Annotated in this window: 17 protein-coding genes; 13 read left to right on the top strand and 4 right to left on the bottom strand. The window is 59.6% G+C overall.

Features of this window, described 5'->3' with window-relative positions; all coding sequences use genetic code 11:
• Nucleotides 1-157: 157 nt before the first annotated feature.
• The 4 genes from AC07VF_RS14655 to deoC all read left to right on the top strand — a co-directional run bounded on the left by AC07VF_RS14655 (nucleotide 158) and on the right by deoC (nucleotide 3,820).
• Entirely contained in the window at nucleotides 158-1,051 is an 894-nt protein-coding gene (locus tag AC07VF_RS14655) for a heme/hemin ABC transporter substrate-binding protein (RefSeq protein WP_495009215.1), read from the top strand.
• A 50-nt stretch (nucleotides 1,052-1,101) separates the two neighbouring features.
• A complete protein-coding gene (locus AC07VF_RS14650) occupies nucleotides 1,102-2,085 on the top strand; it encodes a FecCD family ABC transporter permease (protein WP_495009224.1) in 984 nt (327 codons plus the stop codon).
• Nucleotides 2,085-2,852 (top strand): heme ABC transporter ATP-binding protein, encoded by a 768-nt coding sequence (locus AC07VF_RS14645; protein WP_495009216.1) that lies wholly within the window; start codon nucleotides 2,085-2,087, stop codon nucleotides 2,850-2,852. The genes AC07VF_RS14650 and AC07VF_RS14645 overlap by 1 nt, the downstream gene beginning before the upstream one ends.
• A gap of 191 nt (nucleotides 2,853-3,043) precedes the next feature.
• Nucleotides 3,044-3,820, top strand: a complete 777-nt coding sequence (deoC, locus tag AC07VF_RS14640; protein WP_495009217.1) for a deoxyribose-phosphate aldolase — start codon at nucleotides 3,044-3,046, stop codon at nucleotides 3,818-3,820.
• Between the two features lie 190 nt (nucleotides 3,821-4,010).
• Here deoC and AC07VF_RS14635 read toward each other — a convergent pair whose 3' ends face one another.
• From AC07VF_RS14635 to AC07VF_RS14625, 3 genes are all read right to left on the bottom strand, one after another.
• Entirely contained in the window at nucleotides 4,011-4,289 is a 279-nt protein-coding gene (locus AC07VF_RS14635; protein WP_192174619.1) for a TfoX/Sxy family protein, read from the bottom strand.
• Nucleotides 4,290-4,531: 242 nt separating this feature from the next.
• Complete coding sequence (locus AC07VF_RS14630; RefSeq protein WP_192174620.1) at nucleotides 4,532-4,876, bottom strand: pentapeptide repeat-containing protein; 345 nt, start codon at nucleotides 4,874-4,876, stop codon at nucleotides 4,532-4,534.
• Between the two features lie 102 nt (nucleotides 4,877-4,978).
• Nucleotides 4,979-6,514, bottom strand: coding sequence for an AAA family ATPase (locus AC07VF_RS14625; RefSeq protein WP_192174621.1), 1,536 nt, complete (start codon nucleotides 6,512-6,514; stop codon nucleotides 4,979-4,981).
• 133 nt (nucleotides 6,515-6,647) lie between these two features.
• Here AC07VF_RS14625 and mrcB point away from each other — a divergent pair, with 133 nt between their 5' ends.
• From mrcB to AC07VF_RS14610, 3 genes are read left to right on the top strand one after another with little or no spacing between them, the layout of a single operon-like run.
• Complete coding sequence (gene mrcB, locus AC07VF_RS14620) at nucleotides 6,648-8,969, top strand: penicillin-binding protein 1B (protein WP_495009218.1); 2,322 nt, start codon at nucleotides 6,648-6,650, stop codon at nucleotides 8,967-8,969.
• A gap of 31 nt (nucleotides 8,970-9,000) precedes the next feature.
• On the top strand, nucleotides 9,001-9,756 hold the full coding sequence (locus AC07VF_RS14615; protein WP_192174623.1) for a tetratricopeptide repeat protein: 756 nt from the start codon (nucleotides 9,001-9,003) through the stop codon (nucleotides 9,754-9,756).
• Nucleotides 9,749-10,078 carry a YqcC family protein gene (locus tag AC07VF_RS14610; RefSeq protein ID WP_192174624.1) on the top strand — a complete coding sequence of 110 codons (330 nt, stop codon included), beginning with the start codon at nucleotides 9,749-9,751 and terminating at the stop codon, nucleotides 10,076-10,078. Before AC07VF_RS14615 ends, AC07VF_RS14610 begins: the two co-directional genes overlap by 8 nt.
• A gap of 3 nt (nucleotides 10,079-10,081) precedes the next feature.
• Here AC07VF_RS14610 and AC07VF_RS14605 read toward each other — a convergent pair whose 3' ends face one another.
• Nucleotides 10,082-10,510: a DUF4124 domain-containing protein gene (locus AC07VF_RS14605; RefSeq protein WP_192174625.1), complete on the bottom strand. Its 429-nt coding sequence runs from the start codon at nucleotides 10,508-10,510 to the stop codon at nucleotides 10,082-10,084.
• Between the two features lie 411 nt (nucleotides 10,511-10,921).
• On the opposite strand from AC07VF_RS14605, the gene AC07VF_RS14600 reads away from it, so the two are divergent.
• From AC07VF_RS14600 to msrQ, 6 genes are all read left to right on the top strand, one after another.
• Nucleotides 10,922-12,646 carry an acetolactate synthase 3 large subunit gene (locus AC07VF_RS14600; RefSeq protein ID WP_192174626.1) on the top strand — a complete coding sequence of 575 codons (1,725 nt, stop codon included), beginning with the start codon at nucleotides 10,922-10,924 and terminating at the stop codon, nucleotides 12,644-12,646.
• Between the two features lie 2 nt (nucleotides 12,647-12,648).
• Nucleotides 12,649-13,140 (top strand): acetolactate synthase small subunit, encoded by a 492-nt coding sequence (gene ilvN / locus AC07VF_RS14595; RefSeq protein WP_093469284.1) that lies wholly within the window; start codon nucleotides 12,649-12,651, stop codon nucleotides 13,138-13,140.
• A 46-nt stretch (nucleotides 13,141-13,186) separates the two neighbouring features.
• Nucleotides 13,187-14,203: a ketol-acid reductoisomerase gene (gene ilvC / locus AC07VF_RS14590; RefSeq protein WP_037018564.1), complete on the top strand. Its 1,017-nt coding sequence runs from the start codon at nucleotides 13,187-13,189 to the stop codon at nucleotides 14,201-14,203.
• Nucleotides 14,204-14,350: 147 nt separating this feature from the next.
• On the top strand, nucleotides 14,351-15,199 hold the full coding sequence (gene pssA / locus AC07VF_RS14585; RefSeq protein WP_192174627.1) for a CDP-diacylglycerol--serine O-phosphatidyltransferase: 849 nt from the start codon (nucleotides 14,351-14,353) through the stop codon (nucleotides 15,197-15,199).
• Between the two features lie 71 nt (nucleotides 15,200-15,270).
• Nucleotides 15,271-16,284, top strand: coding sequence for a protein-methionine-sulfoxide reductase catalytic subunit MsrP (gene msrP, locus AC07VF_RS14580; protein WP_495009219.1), 1,014 nt, complete (start codon nucleotides 15,271-15,273; stop codon nucleotides 16,282-16,284).
• Nucleotides 16,284-16,904 carry a protein-methionine-sulfoxide reductase heme-binding subunit MsrQ gene (gene msrQ / locus AC07VF_RS14575; RefSeq protein WP_192174629.1) on the top strand — a complete coding sequence of 207 codons (621 nt, stop codon included), beginning with the start codon at nucleotides 16,284-16,286 and terminating at the stop codon, nucleotides 16,902-16,904. The genes msrP and msrQ overlap by 1 nt, the downstream gene beginning before the upstream one ends.
• Nucleotides 16,905-16,997 lie beyond the last annotated feature (93 nt).

Here is a 16,997-nt window from a genome sequence, read left to right as displayed (position 1 = left end):
GGCGCTTGACGCTCAAATGCAAATAATTATCAAATGCCTGGCTGTAGCAGGCTGCGCATTCTGCCAGCAGTCAAACCCGTCAGTCGATGAACGAAATCCAGCCAGTCGCGCCTTGAGGTGATCGACTGCGCCTTCCTTTATAGAGGACGCACCTTTTATGCGCTTCACCGCCCAGCTGATCGCGATCGTGACAGGGTTGTTTATTGCCCATCTGGCAACGGCCGCGTCACCTGAGCCGCAACGCTGGGTCAGTGCTGGCGGCGCCTTGACGGAATGGATCGTCGCGCTGGGCGGGGAATCGCATCTGGTGGGCGTGGACAGCACGAGCCAGCACCCGCCATCGGTCAAATCGCTGCCGGGCATTGGCTACCAGCGGCAGTTGTCGGCGGAAGGTATTCTCACGTTGCGTCCGAAGATTCTGCTAGGCACCGAAGAAATGGGGCCTCCGCCGGTCATCCAGCAATTGCGCACGGCCGGCGTGCAAGTGGAGGTGCTGTCGGCGAGTGCAGAGTTGCCTGCGCTGCGGGCCAATCTTGAAAGGCTAGGCGCGTTATTGGGCAAGGAAGGCGAGGCGCGGCAGTTGAGCGACCAATACATCCAGCGGCTCGCGGCGGAGCATGAGCGAGTGATGCAACTGAAGCGTTCCGCGCCCGGTGTTCTGTTGCTGGTCAGTCATGCAGGCAGCGCGCCGATGGTGGCTGGCGCAGGCACTGTCGGCGACTGGCTAATCGCCCAGGCGGGTGGCCGCAACCTGGCTACCCACACTGGCTATAAAGTGTTTTCCAATGAGGCACTGAGCGGGCTGAATCCTGAAGTGCTCGTTGTCAGCGATCGGGCTCAAAACGGTGTCCAGCCTCGCGAGGCATTGCTGCGTGAAAACCCACTGCTCGGGGCAACCAGGGCCGTCCGGGATAACCGCGTAATCGAGATTGACCCGACGTTACTGGTGGGCGGTCTTGGGCCTCGATTGCCGGACGCCGTGAAGTCGTTGGCAGACGCCTTCTATCCTCACGCCGCAGCGCTCAACGCCAGGGTCTCGAACGCTCAATGAAGCTTGATCTCGCCCCCAAAACGCTGTTCATCGCACTGGGCCTGGCCTGTTTGCTGGCGATATGGCTGTCCCTTGCGCTCGGGCCTGTCAGTCTGCCAATGATGGACACCTTGCGCGCGTTTCTTCATCTGGTGGGCGTGCCCGTGGCGGAGGACAACCTGCAACAGGCGGAACTGATCGTGGGCCAGATCCGCCTGCCTCGCACGTTGCTCGGGTTGGCAGTAGGTTCAGTGCTCGCCTTGTCCGGCGTGGCGATGCAGGGTCTGTTCCGCAACCCCTTGGCGGATCCCGGTCTGGTCGGGGTTTCCAGTGGCGCGGCATTGGGGGCGGCGGTAGCCATCGTCGCCGGAGCATCCCTGGGAGGTTTGCCTGAGGTGTTCCAGCCGTATCTGCTGTCCATCTGCGCCTTCGCCGGTGGGCTTGGTGTTACCGCAATCGTCTATCGGCTCGGACGCCGCGATGGCCGAACCAGCGTCAGCACCATGCTGCTGGCGGGGGTGGCGATGACCGCGCTGGCCGGTTCGATCATAGGCCTGTTCACGTATCTGGCCGATGACGCCAGCCTCCGGACGCTGACGTTCTGGAACCTGGGCACGCTCAACGGCGCCAGTTATGCCCGGCTCTGGCCTCTTTTGCTGGTTTGCGTGGCAGTGATTCTCTGGCTGCCGCGCCGAGCCAAGGCGCTCAATGCGTTGCTGCTGGGAGAATCGGAGGCGCGTCACCTGGGCATCGAGGTCGAACGCCTCAAGCGTGAGCTGATTCTGTGCATCGCCTTCGGCGTGGGGGCCGCCGTAGCGGCGGCGGGGCTGATCGGTTTCATCGGCCTCATCGTGCCGCACCTGGTGCGACTGCTGACCGGGCCGGACCACCGGGTTGTTCTTCCCGCCTCGGCGCTGGCAGGCGCAACGCTGCTGCTCTTCGCGGACATCTTCGCCCGACTGGTGATGGCCCCTGCGGAGCTGCCGATCGGGATTGTCACCGTGTTCATTGGCGCGCCGTTTTTTCTATTCCTGCTGGTTCGAGGGCGTAGCTGATGTTGATCGCCAATGACTTGGGCATCATGCGTGATGGCAAACAGGTGGTCGCCAACATCGACTTGGCATTGGCGCCCGGTCAGATGCTTGGCGTGCTGGGCCCCAATGGTGCCGGGAAAAGTACGCTGATGGCTGCCCTGTGCGGCGAGCTTGCCCCGACCCACGGCCAGGTGTTGCTGGACGACATTCCCCTCAATCAGTGGCGTGGCCCCGAGCGGGCGCGGCGGCTGGCTGTACTGCCGCAGAGTTCGACGTTGAGCTTCGCGTTCAAGGTCGAGGAAGTGGTTGCGATGGGCCGCTTGCCCCATGACAGCGGTCAGCAGCGTGACGGTGAAGTTATCCAGTACGCCCTTGCGGCCGCCGATGGGCTGCACCTGCTGGGTCGCAGCTATCTGACGCTGTCGGGAGGCGAGCGTCAGCGGGTCCATCTGGCGCGAGTGCTGGCTCAGGTGTGGCCCGGCGAGGAGGGCCAGATCCTTCTGCTGGACGAGCCGACCTCGGCGCTCGACCCGCTGCATCAGCACACCACGCTGTTAGCGGTTCGCGCGTTCGCCGACCGTGGCGGCGCGGTAATGGTGATCCTGCATGACTTGAATCTGGCCGCCCGTTATTGCGATCACCTGTTGTTGCTGAATCAGGGGCGGGCACATCTATCCGGCACACCCCAGCAAGTGCTGAAGTCTGAAGCGCTGAAGTCGGTATTCGGCCTGGATGTTCTGGTACAGCCCCATCCCGAGCGTGGGCATCCGCTGGTGATCGCTCGCTGAAATGGGGCTCGGATCGACCGGCATAAGTTGCCCTTGTCAACGCAGCAGCCCCATTTTCGATGCCCGTGCGGGCAACGTCCTTCGGACAATTCTTGTAATCACGTAGGCCTGCTCTTTTGCGTCTTTGTGACCGTTCAGGCACAGCTGTTCTCGATTATCGTCGCCCCAGGCAAAGACATTGAGGGTGTGTGATGAGCGACCTAAACGAAGCAATTGACGTGTATGAGGTTGAAGCGTCGCTGGCGCAACTGGCTGTTGGACTGATGGAATTGGCGTCGTTAAATGCCGACGACACGCCTGAAAAGATTATTGCGTTGTGTCATCGAGCTCTGACACCTGTGGGGCATGTTGCCGCCGTCTGCGTAATGCCCAGATTCGCAGGACTGGCGCGGCGCACGCTCGACAGGCTTCATGCGCGGGAGATCAAGGTCGTGGCCGCGGTCAATTTCCCCAGCGGTTCGCCTTCTGTCAGCTCCGCCGAGTCGGAAACCCAGGCGGCAATCCTTGCGGGCGCCGACGAAATCGATCTTGTTTATCCCTTCCATGCGCTACTTGGCGGGGACAGGCAGATCGGCGCAGACATCATCAGTGCCTGCAAAGCCAGGTGTGCTCGGGCAGCATTGACCGTCACGCTGGAAACCGGCGTGCTGCGTGATCCGCAGGTCATTCACGGTGCAAGCTGTGTGGCGATTGAGGAGGGCGCCAATTTTCTGAAAACCAGCACGGGCAAACACATCATCAACGCAACGCCCCAGGCCAGCCGAATTTTGATTGCGGCCATCGCCGAGTCAGGCGCCCATGTGGGCATCAACGTTTCCGGAAATGTGCGGACCCTCGATGAAGCGCGGGTGCACATGGATCTGGTCAGGGCACGATTCGGCCCCCGCTGGCTTGAGCAGGGGAGACTGCGGCTCGGGGCGACCAGCCTGCTGGATGATCTGATGGTCCGTCTGGGTGTGGGCCATTAAATCGCAGGCAAAAAAAGACCCGGCAAAGAGCCGGGTCAAAAACCGTGATTAGCCTGATGAGGAGATAATCTGAGAGTCCGAACCAAGGAGCCTTTCAGGTTATCGGCCAGTCTCGCGACCGGATGTGATAATCATAGTGATTCTCATTTGTAAGTCAACAGTGTTCTGCAGACTATTTTGCTGTGCGAGCTCAGCGTTCCCCGATTGCCCCAGGGCTCACGTTCCTCAATTCGGTGTCCAGGGAATCTTTGTATTCTTGAGGCAGCTCGCTCCAAAGGCGATTTGACAGCGCGCCCTCGAGTGAATACAGCAGCGCTTTGGATGCTCGGAAACCCCTGACCTTGATGGCCCGGTAGGCCTGGATTGCGCCAAGACGGCGCAGGTCGGCGACAGTGTGAATGCCCGCAGCGTGAAGCCATTGAACCGAGGTCTTGCCAAGATTCTTCATCCCCAGTAACTCATCGTCCATGATTGCAGCCCTTTCCAGTCATTCCGTGTAATAACTTCTCCGTAGGCTCGACACAAACTGAAAAGGCGAGCCATGCCCTTGAGCGTAGACGACCTCGAGTCAGGCTGCGGGAGAATGTCAGCGGAACGCGGGCCACGCCGCCGAACGGTAGGGGTCAGGTGAGGAGGAAAGGCGAGCACGGGCCCGGCACGGCGGCGCATGCGGGGCGAGGCATAGAGCGAGGTTTGGCGGCTGTGATGAGGTTAGCGGGTGCGATAGCGCAGGCGCGTACCGAAATTGACCGACATGAGGATTTCGTCAGCACTGAGCTCTGGCGGGAAGTACGCCCCGGATATCTGCGCGTGGGCGATGCTTGCACCCTCGAGCCTGGTTGTCCGGAAGTCAACGCCACGCAGGTCCGCAGATCTGAAGTAGGCGTCGCTGAAATCGACCTCCTCAGCGTTGAGTTCACGCAGGTCTAGACCACGGAAATCCCCAGCCGAAAGATCGACAGGGCCCTGCTTGGGCCGTTCGAGGTTGAAGGCGGTCACGTCGTCTTTTCGCAGCAATGCGAACAGAGGCGAGTCGAGCTGCTTGGGCTGGTTCATCTGACGTCTCCTTTGTTGGAATTCTGACGCCACTATAATGCCACTAGTGGCGAGCCGTGAAGCGATATCCTTCACGACTCGACCACTGGTTTGGCCGGCGTGTTACAGGCCCGGCAGATGCTGACGGATGTCCGCGACCAGCTTGTCCAGATCGCCGCTGACGTTGGTCTCGACGTGCCGGCTGCGCAGTATCTCGTCGGCGGTCAGCGCTTCGCGACTGGCCAGCTGCGCTTCAATGACTTCCATCGTTGCGTCGGAAGGGTCCTGATTCTGTGCCCGACGTTGCGCCAGCCATCCCTCGATAACTGCCTTTGGCGCAGCGCAATCAATGATCAGGAAAGGAACGCCCATCGCCTCGGCAATCTGCGCGGCTGCCTGACGCTGTGCGAGCTTCAGATAAGTTGCGTCGATGACCACCGGCAAGCCTGCGCGGAGCACGACACCGGCCAGCTCGTTCAGGCGCTGATAGGTGGCGGCACTGACATCGGCGGAATACAGGTCGTTATGGTCGGCAAATACACGCTTGCGCTCGACATCCGAACGCAGGCGGATAGCACCCAGCGCTTCCACCAGCCGCATCGCGACCTGGCTTTTCCCGACCGCAGAAACGCCATGGGTGATGGCCAGAAAATTGGACGGGATCGCGCTGTAGCTCTCGGCCAGGTTGGCGTAGTTACGATACTGGCGCAGGGTTGCGGCGCGCTGCACCTGGTCAGCATCGGCATTCAGGCTGAACAGCGCCACTTTGGCGCGGACCAGTGCGCGGTAGGCTTTGTAGAAATTCAGCAGCTGCAGGCCCGCGTAGTCGCCGGTCAGCTCCAGGTACTGGCTGACGAATCGACGGGACAGGCTTTTCAGGCCGCGATCCTCAAGGTCCATGGCCAGGAAGCCGATGTCCGCATAGACGTCTGTCATGCGGAAGGGCTCGTTGAATTCGATGCAGTCGAAAATCACGACCTTGCCATCGATCAGCGTTGCGTTGCCCAAGTGGATGTCGCCATGGCACTCGCGGACAAACCCGTCCAGCTTGCGCTGGTTCATCAATGGCTTGAGGCGCTCGAAGCTGGTGTTGGCCCACGCTTCCAGCGCTTCCAGCTGAATGAGGTCAGACTTTTCGCTGAGGAAGGGCAGAATCTGCTCAAAGTTCTGCGTGACCGGCGCCATGACGCTGTCAGCACTGCCGAGTGGGTTTTCCATCGGGACTTTGGGCGATTTGAGATGAAACTCGGCGATCTGCCGTGCCATGTCGTCGATGTGCGCGGTGGTCAGTTCGCCTTTGGCTTGCAAGGTGCTGAGCAGGCCGTCCTGCGGGAACTGGCGCATTTTCAGCACGTACTCGATCGCTTCGCCTTCACCATTCAGCTGCGGAGCGTCGATACTGCCGGTGACAGGCAGCACTTCCAGGTACAGATCCTCCGTCAGGCGCTGGTTGAGCATTAGCTCCTGCTCACAGAAATGCTTACGCGCCGACAGGCTGGTGAAGTCCAGAAAGCCAAAATTGACCGGCTTCTTCATCTTGTAAACGTAAGGGCCGGTAAGCAGCACCCAGGAAATATGCGTCTCGATGACCTGAAACTGTTCGACCGGGTGAGGAAACAGGGCGGGGTTTTGCAGCGCGGCTATCAGTGTCTGGCTCACGGACGATCCTTGAAAGGTGATAAGTCGATAGAGAAGTAGCGAAAGGCGGCCATTATGGCCGCTACAGACATTGCTGCAAACCGCTTAAAGGGTGGTCTGTCGGGGGCTTTGAAAGTGCGTATAATCCGCCGCCATGACCCGATCCCGCACCCCGAAAAAATCCCCCAAACCCACCAACAGCCGCCTGCGCAGCCTGTTGGGCTGGGCCCTGAAACTCAGTCTTGTCGGGCTGGTGATCCTTGGCTGCTTCGCCGTTTACCTGGATTCCATCGTCCAGGAAAAATTCTCCGGCAAGCGCTGGACCATTCCGGCCAAGGTATATGCGCGACCGCTGGAGCTGTTCGTCGGCCAGAAGCTTTCACGCGACGACTTCCTTCTGGAGCTCGATGCGCTGGGCTATCGCCGCGAAGCCGTGGCCAACGGGCCGGGCGCTGCTGCGGTCAACGGCAACAATGTCGATCTCAACACCCGCGGCTTCCAGTTTTATGAAGGCGCTGATCCGGCACAGCAGATCCATGTGCGCTTCTCCGGCGATTACGTCGCGGAACTGACCGCCGCCAATGGCGCCAAGCTGGCTGTTGCGCGGCTTGAGCCTCTGATGATCGGCGGCTTGTACCCGAAGAATCTCGAAGACCGGATTCTGATCAAACTCGATCAGGCGCCGCCTTATTTGCTCGACACCCTCGTCACCGTCGAAGACCGCGATTTCTACCATCACTTTGGGGTATCGCCAAAGGGGATCGTGCGCGCTTTCTGGATCAACGCATCCGCTGGCCAGATGCGCCAGGGCGGATCGACGCTGACTCAGCAACTGGTCAAGAACTTCTACCTGACCAACGAGCGCAGCATCACCCGCAAGCTGACCGAAGCGATGATGGCTGTTCTGCTGGAGATCCATTACAGCAAGCAGGAAATTCTCGAGGCTTATCTGAACGAAGTGTTCGTCGGTCAGGACGGTCAGCGTGCGGTTCACGGTTTTGGTCTGGCGAGTCAGTATTTCTTCAGCCAGCCGCTGTCGGAACTGAAGCTGCATCAGGTCGCCTTGCTCGTCGGCCTGGTCAAAGGGCCGTCGTATTACAACCCGCGCCGCAACCCGGAGCGTGCGCTGGAACGGCGTAATCTGGTTCTCGATCTGCTGGAACAGCAGGGTGTCGCCACGCCGGAAGTGGTGGCGGCGGCGAAGAAAATGCCGCTGGGCGTGAGCAAAGTCGGATCGCTGGCCGACAGCTCGTTTCCGGACTTCCTTGATCTGGTCAAACGCCAACTCCGTCAGGACTACCGCGATGAAGACTTGACCGAGGAAGGCCTGCGGATCTTCACCAGCTTCGACCCGATTCTGCAGATGAAATCCGAAGCCGCCGTGCGCGAAAGCTTCGCCAAGATTTCGGGCCGAAAAGGCGTGGACGAGATGGAAACGGCCATGGTCGTCACCAATCCGGAAACCGGCGAAGTCCAGGCGCTGATCGGCAGCCGCCAGGCAGGCTTCGCCGGTTTCAACCGAGCGCTGGATGCCGTTCGGCCGATTGGGTCGTTGGTCAAACCGGCCATCTACCTCACCGCACTCGAACGTCCGCAGCAATACACGCTGACCAGTTGGGTACCCGATGAACCCTTTCAGGTGAAAGGCGCCGACGGCCAGATCTGGAAGCCGCAGAACTACGATCACAAAGCCCACGGCAATATTTTCCTGTATCAGGGCCTTGCGCATTCCTACAACCTGTCCAGCGCGAAGCTGGGTCTGGACCTGGGCATTCCGAATGTCTTCAAAACCCTGACAAAGCTGGGCGTGACCCGCGAGTGGCCGGCTTTCCCGTCGATGCTCCTGGGGGCTGGCGCGCTGACGCCGATCGAGGTGGCGACGATGTATCAGACCATCGCCAGCGGCGGCTTCAATACGCCATTGCGCGGGATTCGCAGCGTACTGACTGCAGAAGGGGAGCCGCTCAAGCGCTACCCTTTCCAGATTCAACAACGTTTCGACCCGGGTTCGATCTATCTGCTGCAGAACGCCATGCAGCGGGTGATGCGCGAAGGCACGGGTAAATCGGTGTACAACGTGCTGCCGAGCACCCTGAATCTGGCGGGCAAGTCGGGCACCACCAACGATTCCCGCGACAGCTGGTTTGCCGGTTTCAGTCAGGATTTGCTGGCGATCGTCTGGATGGGCCGCGACGACAACGGCAAGACGCCGTTCACTGGGGCCACCGGCGCCTTGCAGATCTGGACCAGCTTCATGAAGAAGGCCGATCCGCTGCCGCTGGACATGGCGATGCCCGATAACGTCGTGCAGGCCTGGGTCAATGCCAGTACTGGTGAAGGCACCGACGCCAGCTGCCCGAACGCCGTACAGATGCCGTATATTCGCGGCAGTGAGCCGCAACCCGGCCCGACCTGCGGCGGTGCAGCAGCGCCTGCCGATTCGGTAATGGACTGGGTCAAGGGCTGGTTGAACTAAGCCTGGTTGAATCAAGCAAAGAGGAAGTGACGTGAACAAGTGGTGGATTCCGGCTTTAACGGCTCTGGCTTTGCTCAACGGTTGCGCGTCCCAGACGCGCAGTGCGATTCCGGTGGTGGACTCAGGGTCACGCGTTTCAAACGGCGAACGTGTTTCGTCGACACGCAACAACACCTACCGCGCGCCCGTGCAGGCGCCAGCGCAGTCCCAATCGATCCAGGAAGATTCCGGTGTCACGGTCATGGTGCCCGGCGGCGCCAACGCCAGTGGCGCGCCGATATCGACGTTCGTGCCGCCCACCACGGCGCCGATCAGTACCGCTCCGATTAGCACGTCGCCGGTCAATCAGGCTCCGGTGAACAACACGTACACACCGCCGCCAGCGACCAGCAATACCTACAACATGCCGGCGTCGGCGCCGACTGGCATTCCGTCTGCGTCCAGCGGCGGATTATCGGAAGACGAGCAACTCGATGGCCCGGTGCTGGCCTTGCTGACCACCGCTCAGCAACAGCAATCCGGTGGTGACCTCAACGGCGCGGCGTCAAGCCTTGAGCGGGCGCAGCGCGTTGCTCCCCGTGAGCCACAGGTCCTTTACCGTCTGGCGCAAGTGCGTCTGGCTCAGGGCGATGCGCCTCAGGCCGAGCAACTGGCGCGTCGCGGTCTGACCTACGCCAATGGCCGTGCCAGCCTTCAAGCCAGTCTTTGGGGGTTGATTGCCCAGTCGCGTGAAAAACAGGGTGACGCCGCCGGCGCGGCGCTGGCGCGGCAGAAAGCCAATGGATAAACGCTTCCCGAAAATCGCCGACCAGTTGCTGTTGATCGAGCGGGAGTTGCGAGTGCTGGGATGGTGGAAGGATGTGCCGCCCAGCGATGAGTCGCTGTCCAGCCGTGAACCCTTCTGCGTCGACACGCTGGATTTTGATCAGTGGTTGCAATGGATCTTCCTGCCGCGCATGAAGATCATCCTTGAGCGTGATCTGCCATTGCCCACGGCATCCGGTATTCTGGAAATGGCCGAGATGGTGTACGCCAGCCGTATCGGGGAAGCGCGCGAGTTGCTTGCCCTGCTGAAAGGCTTTGACCGCCTGATCACAGAGGCGGTCTGACCCTCAGTTGCATTGATCGTCGAGGTACTTCTTGACCTCGGCAATGCGAGCCTGGCGCTCCTCTTCCGTGAACCGCCTGAACTCGCCGTTCACCTCCTGTCGTACCCGAGGGTTGTTCTGCAGTTGGGCAAGGTTGGTGCGCTGCTCGTCACACGCCTCTTTAAGCTTCGCTTCCTGAACGGCGACCTGCTTCTTGACCTTGGCATCGACCGCCTCCTGCTCCCGTACCCCGTCCTGGTTCTGTGGCGGCGGGGCAGGGGGTGCGGCGACGGGGCTCGCTGTATTGATTTCCTGTGCTGCCTGCCCGGCAGGCGGCTGGGCGTCGAAATGCGTGACGCCCTGAGCGTCGACCCATTTGTATATCTGCGCGGCCTGGCTTACCGCCGGGGCGACGGCAAGTGTCAGCGTCGCTGCAAGCATCATCCAGCGCATTCCCGGTTCCTTACTTCTGTGGCATTGGCCGGAAACCTATCACAAGCGCGGCGCCACGACCTCATTCGGTGCCTTTTGGCGGACTGCGGACGAAGAAAGCGCATCGATGACTTGACTTGCGGGGGGCGAATCCGAACAATCCAAAGTTCGCTGTAGAGGGACTGCCAGAAGCAGACCGTCTCGGTAGATCATGAGGCGCACACCCGCGCCGACCCGTAACACCCGCAACGCGTTACCTCGCGCTGGGTGGGAAGACCCCGAAACACTTAAAGGGGCGATCCCAATACTTGCTCAGTCAGTGCTGACGTAGTCGGCGACCACCGTCGCTCATGCTCTGCTTTGCAGTAAACCTATTAAGACCCGTCTCCTCGCTTGTGTGGACGGTATTCTGGCGTTTTAGAGGTGAACAACGTGGAGCTTTTATCTGGCGCTGAAATGGTCGTCCGCTTTTTGCGTGACGAAGGCGTAGAGCATATCTACGGGTACCCTGGCGGTGCCCTCCTGCATATATATGACGCGCTGTTCAAAGAACCGGCTGTGAGCCACATCCTCGTTCGTCACGAACAGGCCGCGACTCACATGGCGGACGGGTACGCCCGCGCCACCGGCAAGGCAGGTGTCGTACTGGTGACGTCGGGTCCCGGAGCAACCAACGCCATCACCGGCATCGCCACCGCGTACATGGACTCGATTCCCATGGTGGTGCTGTCCGGCCAGGTCCCGAGCAACATGGTCGGTACCGACGCGTTTCAGGAAACCGACATGATCGGTATCTCCCGGCCGATCGTGAAGCACAGCTTCATGATCAAGCACCCGTCGGAAATCCCGGAAGTCCTGAAAAAGGCGTTCTACCTCGCCCAATCCGGTCGTCCTGGTCCTGTCGTTGTCGATATCCCGAAAGACATGACCAACCCGGCGGAAAAGTTCGAATACATCTTCCCCAAGAAAGCCAAGCTGCGTTCCTACAGCCCGGCGGTCCGTGGCCACTCCGGCCAGATCCGCAAAGCCGTGGAAATGCTGGTCGCGGCCAAACGCCCGGTCATCTATGCCGGTGGCGGTGTGATCATGGGCAACGGTTCGGCGCCATTGACCGAACTGGCGCAGCAATTGAACGCCCCGGTCACCAACACGCTGATGGGGCTTGGTGCCTACCCGGGCACTGATCGCCAGTTCGTCGGCATGCTGGGGATGCATGGCAGCTACACCGCCAACCTGGCGATGCACCACGCCGACGTGATCCTTGCGGTCGGCGCACGTTTCGACGATCGCGTCATCAACGGCCCGGCCAAGTTCTGCCCGAACGCCAAAATCATTCACGTCGACATCGACCCTGCTTCCATCTCCAAAACCATCAAGGCCGACGTGCCTATCGTTGGTCCGGTGGAAAGCGTCCTGACCGAAATGGTTGCGACCCTCAAAGAGCTTGCCGAAACCCCAAACAAGGATTCGGTCGAGACGTGGTGGAAGCAGATCGAAGAGTGGCGCGCCGGCGGTGACCTGTTCCCGTACAACCGTGGCGACGGAAGCGTCATCAAGCCGCAGACCGTGATCGAGACGCTGTGCGAAGTGACCAAAGGCGATGCCTACGTCACCTCCGACGTGGGTCAGCACCAGATGTTCGCGGCTCAGTACTATCGCTTCAACAAACCCAATCGCTGGATCAACTCCGGCGGTCTCGGCACGATGGGTTTTGGCCTGCCTGCCGCGATGGGCGTTGCGCTGAGTTTCCCGAATGACAATGTCGCCTGCGTCACCGGCGAAGGCAGCATTCAGATGAACATTCAGGAGCTGTCGACCTGCCTGCAGTACAACCTGCCGGTGAAGATCATCCTGCTCAACAATGGCGTGCTCGGCATGGTCCGTCAGTGGCAGGACATGAGCTACAGCGGCCGTCACTCGCACTCCTACATGGAGTCGCTGCCTGACTTCGTGAAGCTGGTCGAGGCCTACGGTCATGTCGGCATGCGCATCACCGATCTCAAGGACCTGAAGCCAAAGATGGAAGAAGCGTTCGCCATGAAAGATCGCCTGGTGTTCCTCGACATCCAGGTCGACGTCAGCGAGCACGTTTATCCGATGCAGATCAGAGACGGGTCCATGCGTGACATGTGGCTGAGCAAGACGGAGCGGACATAACCATGCGCCACATCATTTCGCTATTGCTGGAAAACGAACCGGGCGCGCTGTCTCGTGTGGTCGGCCTGTTTTCGCAGCGCAATTACAACATCGAGAGCCTGACAGTGGCGCCAACCGAGGACCCGACTCTCTCGCGTCTGACGCTGACCACCGTTGGCCATGATGAAGTAATCGAGCAAATCACCAAGAACCTCAACAAGCTGGTCGAGGTGGTCAAGCTTGTCGATCTGTCGGAAAGCGCCCACATCGAGCGCGAGCTGATGCTGATCAAGGTGAAAGCCACTGGCGCACAACGTGCCGAGATCAAGCGTACCACCGACATCTTTCGCGGCCAGATCGTCGACGTCTCCAGCAGCGTCTATACCGTGCAGTTGACCGGGACAAGCGACAAGCTGGACAGCTTCATCCAGGCGATTGGCACCACCGCCATTCTGGAAACCGTACGAAGCGGCGTCACGGGCATTGCCCGCGGCGACAAAGTGCTGAGCATCTAACCTAATTTTGCAAATGGCCTTGCGGCCAAGTTATCAGGGGAATTTCATGAAAGTTTATTACGACAAAGACTGCGACCTTTCGATCATCCAGGGCAAAAAAGTTGCCATCATCGGTTACGGTTCTCAGGGCCACGCTCAAGCGTGCAACCTGAAAGACTCCGGCGTTGATGTCACCGTTGGCCTGCGCAAGGGTTCGGCCACTGTCGCCAAAGCTGAAGCTCACGGCCTGAAAGTGACCGACGTGGCTTCCGCTGTCGCCGCTGCAGACCTGGTCATGATCCTGACCCCGGACGAATTCCAGTCCCAGCTGTACAAGAACGAAATCGAGCCGAACATCAAGAAGGGCGCAACACTGGCCTTCTCCCACGGCTTCGCTATTCACTACAACCAGGTAGTTCCGCGTGCCGACCTCGACGTGATCATGATCGCGCCAAAAGCACCGGGCCACACCGTGCGTACCGAGTTCGTCAAAGGCGGTGGCATCCCTGATCTGATCGCCGTTTATCAGGATGCTTCGGGCAACGCCAAGAACGTCGCACTGTCGTACGCGTCGGGTGTTGGCGGCGGTCGTACCGGCATCATCGAAACCACGTTCAAGGACGAGACCGAAACCGACCTGTTCGGCGAGCAAGCCGTTCTGTGCGGCGGTACCGTTGAACTGGTCAAAGCCGGTTTCGAAACCCTGGTGGAAGCCGGCTACGCGCCGGAAATGGCTTACTTCGAGTGCCTGCACGAGCTGAAGCTGATCGTCGACCTCATGTACGAAGGCGGGATCGCCAACATGAACTACTCGATCTCCAACAACGCCGAATACGGCGAGTACGTGACCGGCCCGGAAGTCATCAACGCCGAATCCCGTCAGGCCATGCGCAATGCTCTGAAGCGCATCCAGGACGGCGAATACGCGAAGATGTTCATCGCCGAGGGCGCCAGTGGCTACCCTTCGATGACCGCCAAGCGTCGTAACAACAAGGCGCATGGTCTGGAAATCATTGGTGAGCAACTGCGCTCGATGATGCCTTGGATCGCCAAGAACAAAATCGTCGACCAAGCCAAGAACTAAGATCACAGATCAGTTCTTGCAGGAAAAAACGCGGCCTTCGGGTCGCGTTTTTTCGTTATGGGGGCTCATCTGGTATAAAGCTGCATCGTTTGTCGGCCCAGAGGCCACAAGCATTTGTCGAAATTTTTCAGCTGCAAGGTATTGTCCATGAGCGAACGTCCCGAAGAGCCGAACAAGGCTTCTGACGCCGAAAGCCTGCTACCGATCGATGAACACATTGAAGAGGGCCATGACGCCGAAGGGCGCCAGGTCCGTCATCGCGGCATCTACCTGCTGCCCAATCTGTTCACCACCGCGAATCTGTTCGCCGGCTTCTACGCAATCATCAGCGCCATGAGTGCGCAGAGCGCATTGAGTGCAGGTGATCAGGTGAGCGCGAGTAAATACTTTGCGTTTTCCGCCATCGCCATCTTCGTTGCAATGGTCCTGGACGGTCTGGATGGCCGCGTCGCGCGGATGACCAACACCCAGAGCGCATTCGGCGCAGAGTATGACTCGCTGTCCGACATGGTCGCTTTTGGCGTGGCGCCGGCGTTGTTGGCATTTGGCTGGGCGCTGGGCGACATGGGCAAGGTCGGCTGGATGGTCGCCTTCATCTATGTCGCGGGCGCAGCATTGCGTCTGGCGCGCTTCAACACTCAGGTAGGCAAGGCGGACAAGCGTTACTTCATAGGGCTGGCAAGTCCTGCCGCGGCGGGCGTAGTCGCAGGCACCGTCTGGGCCTTCAGCGATTACGGCATTCAGGGGTCGAAATTGTCGTTCCTGGTCGCTCTATTGGTTGCTGCTGCCGGGATGCTGATGGTCAGCAACATCAAATACAACAGTTTCAAAGAGCTGGATCTCAAGGGGCGAGTGCCGTTTGTTGCGATCCTCGCGGTGGTTCTGGTGTTTGCCGTCGTGTTCAGTGATCCTCCGCGTATTCTGCTGCTGATATTCCTCGGCTACGCAGCGTCTGGTCCGATCCAGTACCTGCTGCGTCTGCGTCGCCAGAGGTAGTTAGTCGGCCTGCATTTCCCGCATACTCCGCAGCTATAGATGCTTCAGTTCTCTATAACTGCGGAGTCATCATGCTGATCAAGATCCCTTCCACATCTGATTGCAAAGAATCGGATGTCACGCCCGAATCCATTTATCTCTCTCGCCGCGCGTTGCTCGGCAGCTCACTTGCAGGGCTCGCCGTCAGTGCGATGCCTCCTTGGGCCCAAGCCGAGGAAGCCTCGCGCTACGCCGACGTTGAAGCCGGCGCCGCGCCGGACTGGTTCAAAGGCAAATTGCCTGCGACCAAGTGGCAAGCCGTTACCGTCAAGGACGAGACGATCACGCCGTTCAAGGATGCGACCCACTACAACAACTTCTACGAATTCGGCACCGACAAGGGCGATCCTGCGCAAAACGCCGGCTCCCTGAAAACCGAGCCGTGGAGCGTTGTCATCGACGGGGAGGTGGCCAAGCCTGGCCGCTACGCGCTTGAAGACTTCATGAAGCCTTATCAGCTGGAGGAGCGTATCTATCGTTTACGCTGCGTGGAGGCGTGGTCGATGGTTATCCCTTGGTTGGGTTTCCCGATCTCCGAGCTGCTCAAGCAGGTTGAACCCACGGCGAATGCCAAATACATCCGCTTCGAAACGCTGCAGGACCCGAAGACCATGCCTGGCCAGCGCTCCGGCTTTGCATTGATCGACTGGCCTTATGTAGAAGGTCTGCGCCTGGATGAGGCGATGAATCCCCTCGCGATTCTGGCGGTGGGCATGTATGGACGGGAGCTGCCCAATCAGAACGGCGCGCCGCTGCGTCTGATCGTGCCTTGGAAATACGGATTTAAAAGCGCGAAGTCCATCGTGCGCATCAGCCTGACGAGCGAGCAGCCGAAAACCACGTGGCAAAGCATTGCGGCAAGCGAGTACGGTTTTTATGCCAATGTGAACCCGACGGTTGACCACCCCCGTTGGACCCAAGCGCACGAGCGACGTTTGCCTAGCGGGCTGTTCAGCCCGAATATTCGCCAGACCGAGATGTTCAATGGGTATGGGGAGCAGGTTGCCTCTCTTTATACAGGCCTGGATCTCCGGAAAAACTATTGATGCGCTTCATCTACTGGCGAGTGTCGGTCTTCATCGCAGCAGCGTTAGTCCCCATGTATTGGCTTTACCAGGCGTGGATTTTTGCTTTGGGGCCGGATCCCGGGAAAGTGCTTGTTAATCGCTTGGGCCTCGGAACATTGACCCTGCTTTTGATCACGCTGGCGATGACCCCATTGCAGCGCACGACGGGCTGGCCCGGATGGATCGCTGTTCGCCGGCAGCTGGGGCTGTGGTGTTTCACCTATGTGTCGCTGCACATGCTGGGTTATGGCTTCTTTATCCTTGGATTCGACTGGGCGCAATTGGGCGTTGAACTCGTCAAGCGGCCGTACATCATTGTCGGGGCGCTGGGTTTTCTGGGTCTGTTGTCGCTGGCGGTTACTTCCAATCGCTATAGCCAGCGCCGTTTGGGAGTGCGTTGGAAGAAGCTGCATCGGCTCAGTTACCTGATTTTGGGGCTCGGTTTGCTCCATATGCTTTGGATTGTGCGGGCGGATCTGAAGGAGTGGGCTATATATGCAACGATCGGCGCACTGCTTCTTGTGCTTAGGATCCCCGTAATTGCTGGGCGTATCCAGCGTCGTCGGGCCAAGAGCAGCAACGTTGCCACCAAAGTTTAAATAAGTGCTTGACGCTCCTCTGGATCTGTCTATAATTCGCCCCACTTCCGGCGCAGACGAAACGGAAAACTCCTTGATAATCAACGAGTTGGA

It is taken from the genome of Pseudomonas sp. GW821-FHT02H06 (genome assembly GCF_059421525.1).
Note: the sequence above shows the minus strand (reverse complement) of the source record. Positions and strands in the feature narration are given on the sequence as shown.

What these genes read in the sequence shown, in the direction of transcription:
- AC07VF_RS14655 (WP_495009215.1), top strand. Translation starts at nt 158, where the DNA reads ATGCGCTTCACCGCCCAGCTGATCGCGATCGTGACAGGGTTGTTTATT.
- AC07VF_RS14645 (WP_495009216.1), top strand. Translation starts at nt 2,085, where the DNA reads ATGTTGATCGCCAATGACTTGGGCATCATGCGTGATGGCAAACAGGTG.
- deoC (WP_495009217.1), top strand. Translation starts at nt 3,044, where the DNA reads ATGAGCGACCTAAACGAAGCAATTGACGTGTATGAGGTTGAAGCGTCG.
- AC07VF_RS14635 (WP_192174619.1), bottom strand. Translation starts at nt 4,289, where the DNA reads ATGGACGATGAGTTACTGGGGATGAAGAATCTTGGCAAGACCTCGGTT.
- AC07VF_RS14630 (WP_192174620.1), bottom strand. Translation starts at nt 4,876, where the DNA reads ATGAACCAGCCCAAGCAGCTCGACTCGCCTCTGTTCGCATTGCTGCGA.
- mrcB (WP_495009218.1), top strand. Translation starts at nt 6,648, where the DNA reads ATGACCCGATCCCGCACCCCGAAAAAATCCCCCAAACCCACCAACAGC.
- AC07VF_RS14610 (WP_192174624.1), top strand. Translation starts at nt 9,749, where the DNA reads ATGGATAAACGCTTCCCGAAAATCGCCGACCAGTTGCTGTTGATCGAG.
- AC07VF_RS14605 (WP_192174625.1), bottom strand. Translation starts at nt 10,510, where the DNA reads ATGCGCTGGATGATGCTTGCAGCGACGCTGACACTTGCCGTCGCCCCG.
- ilvN (WP_093469284.1), top strand. Translation starts at nt 12,649, where the DNA reads ATGCGCCACATCATTTCGCTATTGCTGGAAAACGAACCGGGCGCGCTG.
- ilvC (WP_037018564.1), top strand. Translation starts at nt 13,187, where the DNA reads ATGAAAGTTTATTACGACAAAGACTGCGACCTTTCGATCATCCAGGGC.
- pssA (WP_192174627.1), top strand. Translation starts at nt 14,351, where the DNA reads ATGAGCGAACGTCCCGAAGAGCCGAACAAGGCTTCTGACGCCGAAAGC.
- msrP (WP_495009219.1), top strand. Translation starts at nt 15,271, where the DNA reads ATGCTGATCAAGATCCCTTCCACATCTGATTGCAAAGAATCGGATGTC.
- msrQ (WP_192174629.1), top strand. Translation starts at nt 16,284, where the DNA reads ATGCGCTTCATCTACTGGCGAGTGTCGGTCTTCATCGCAGCAGCGTTA.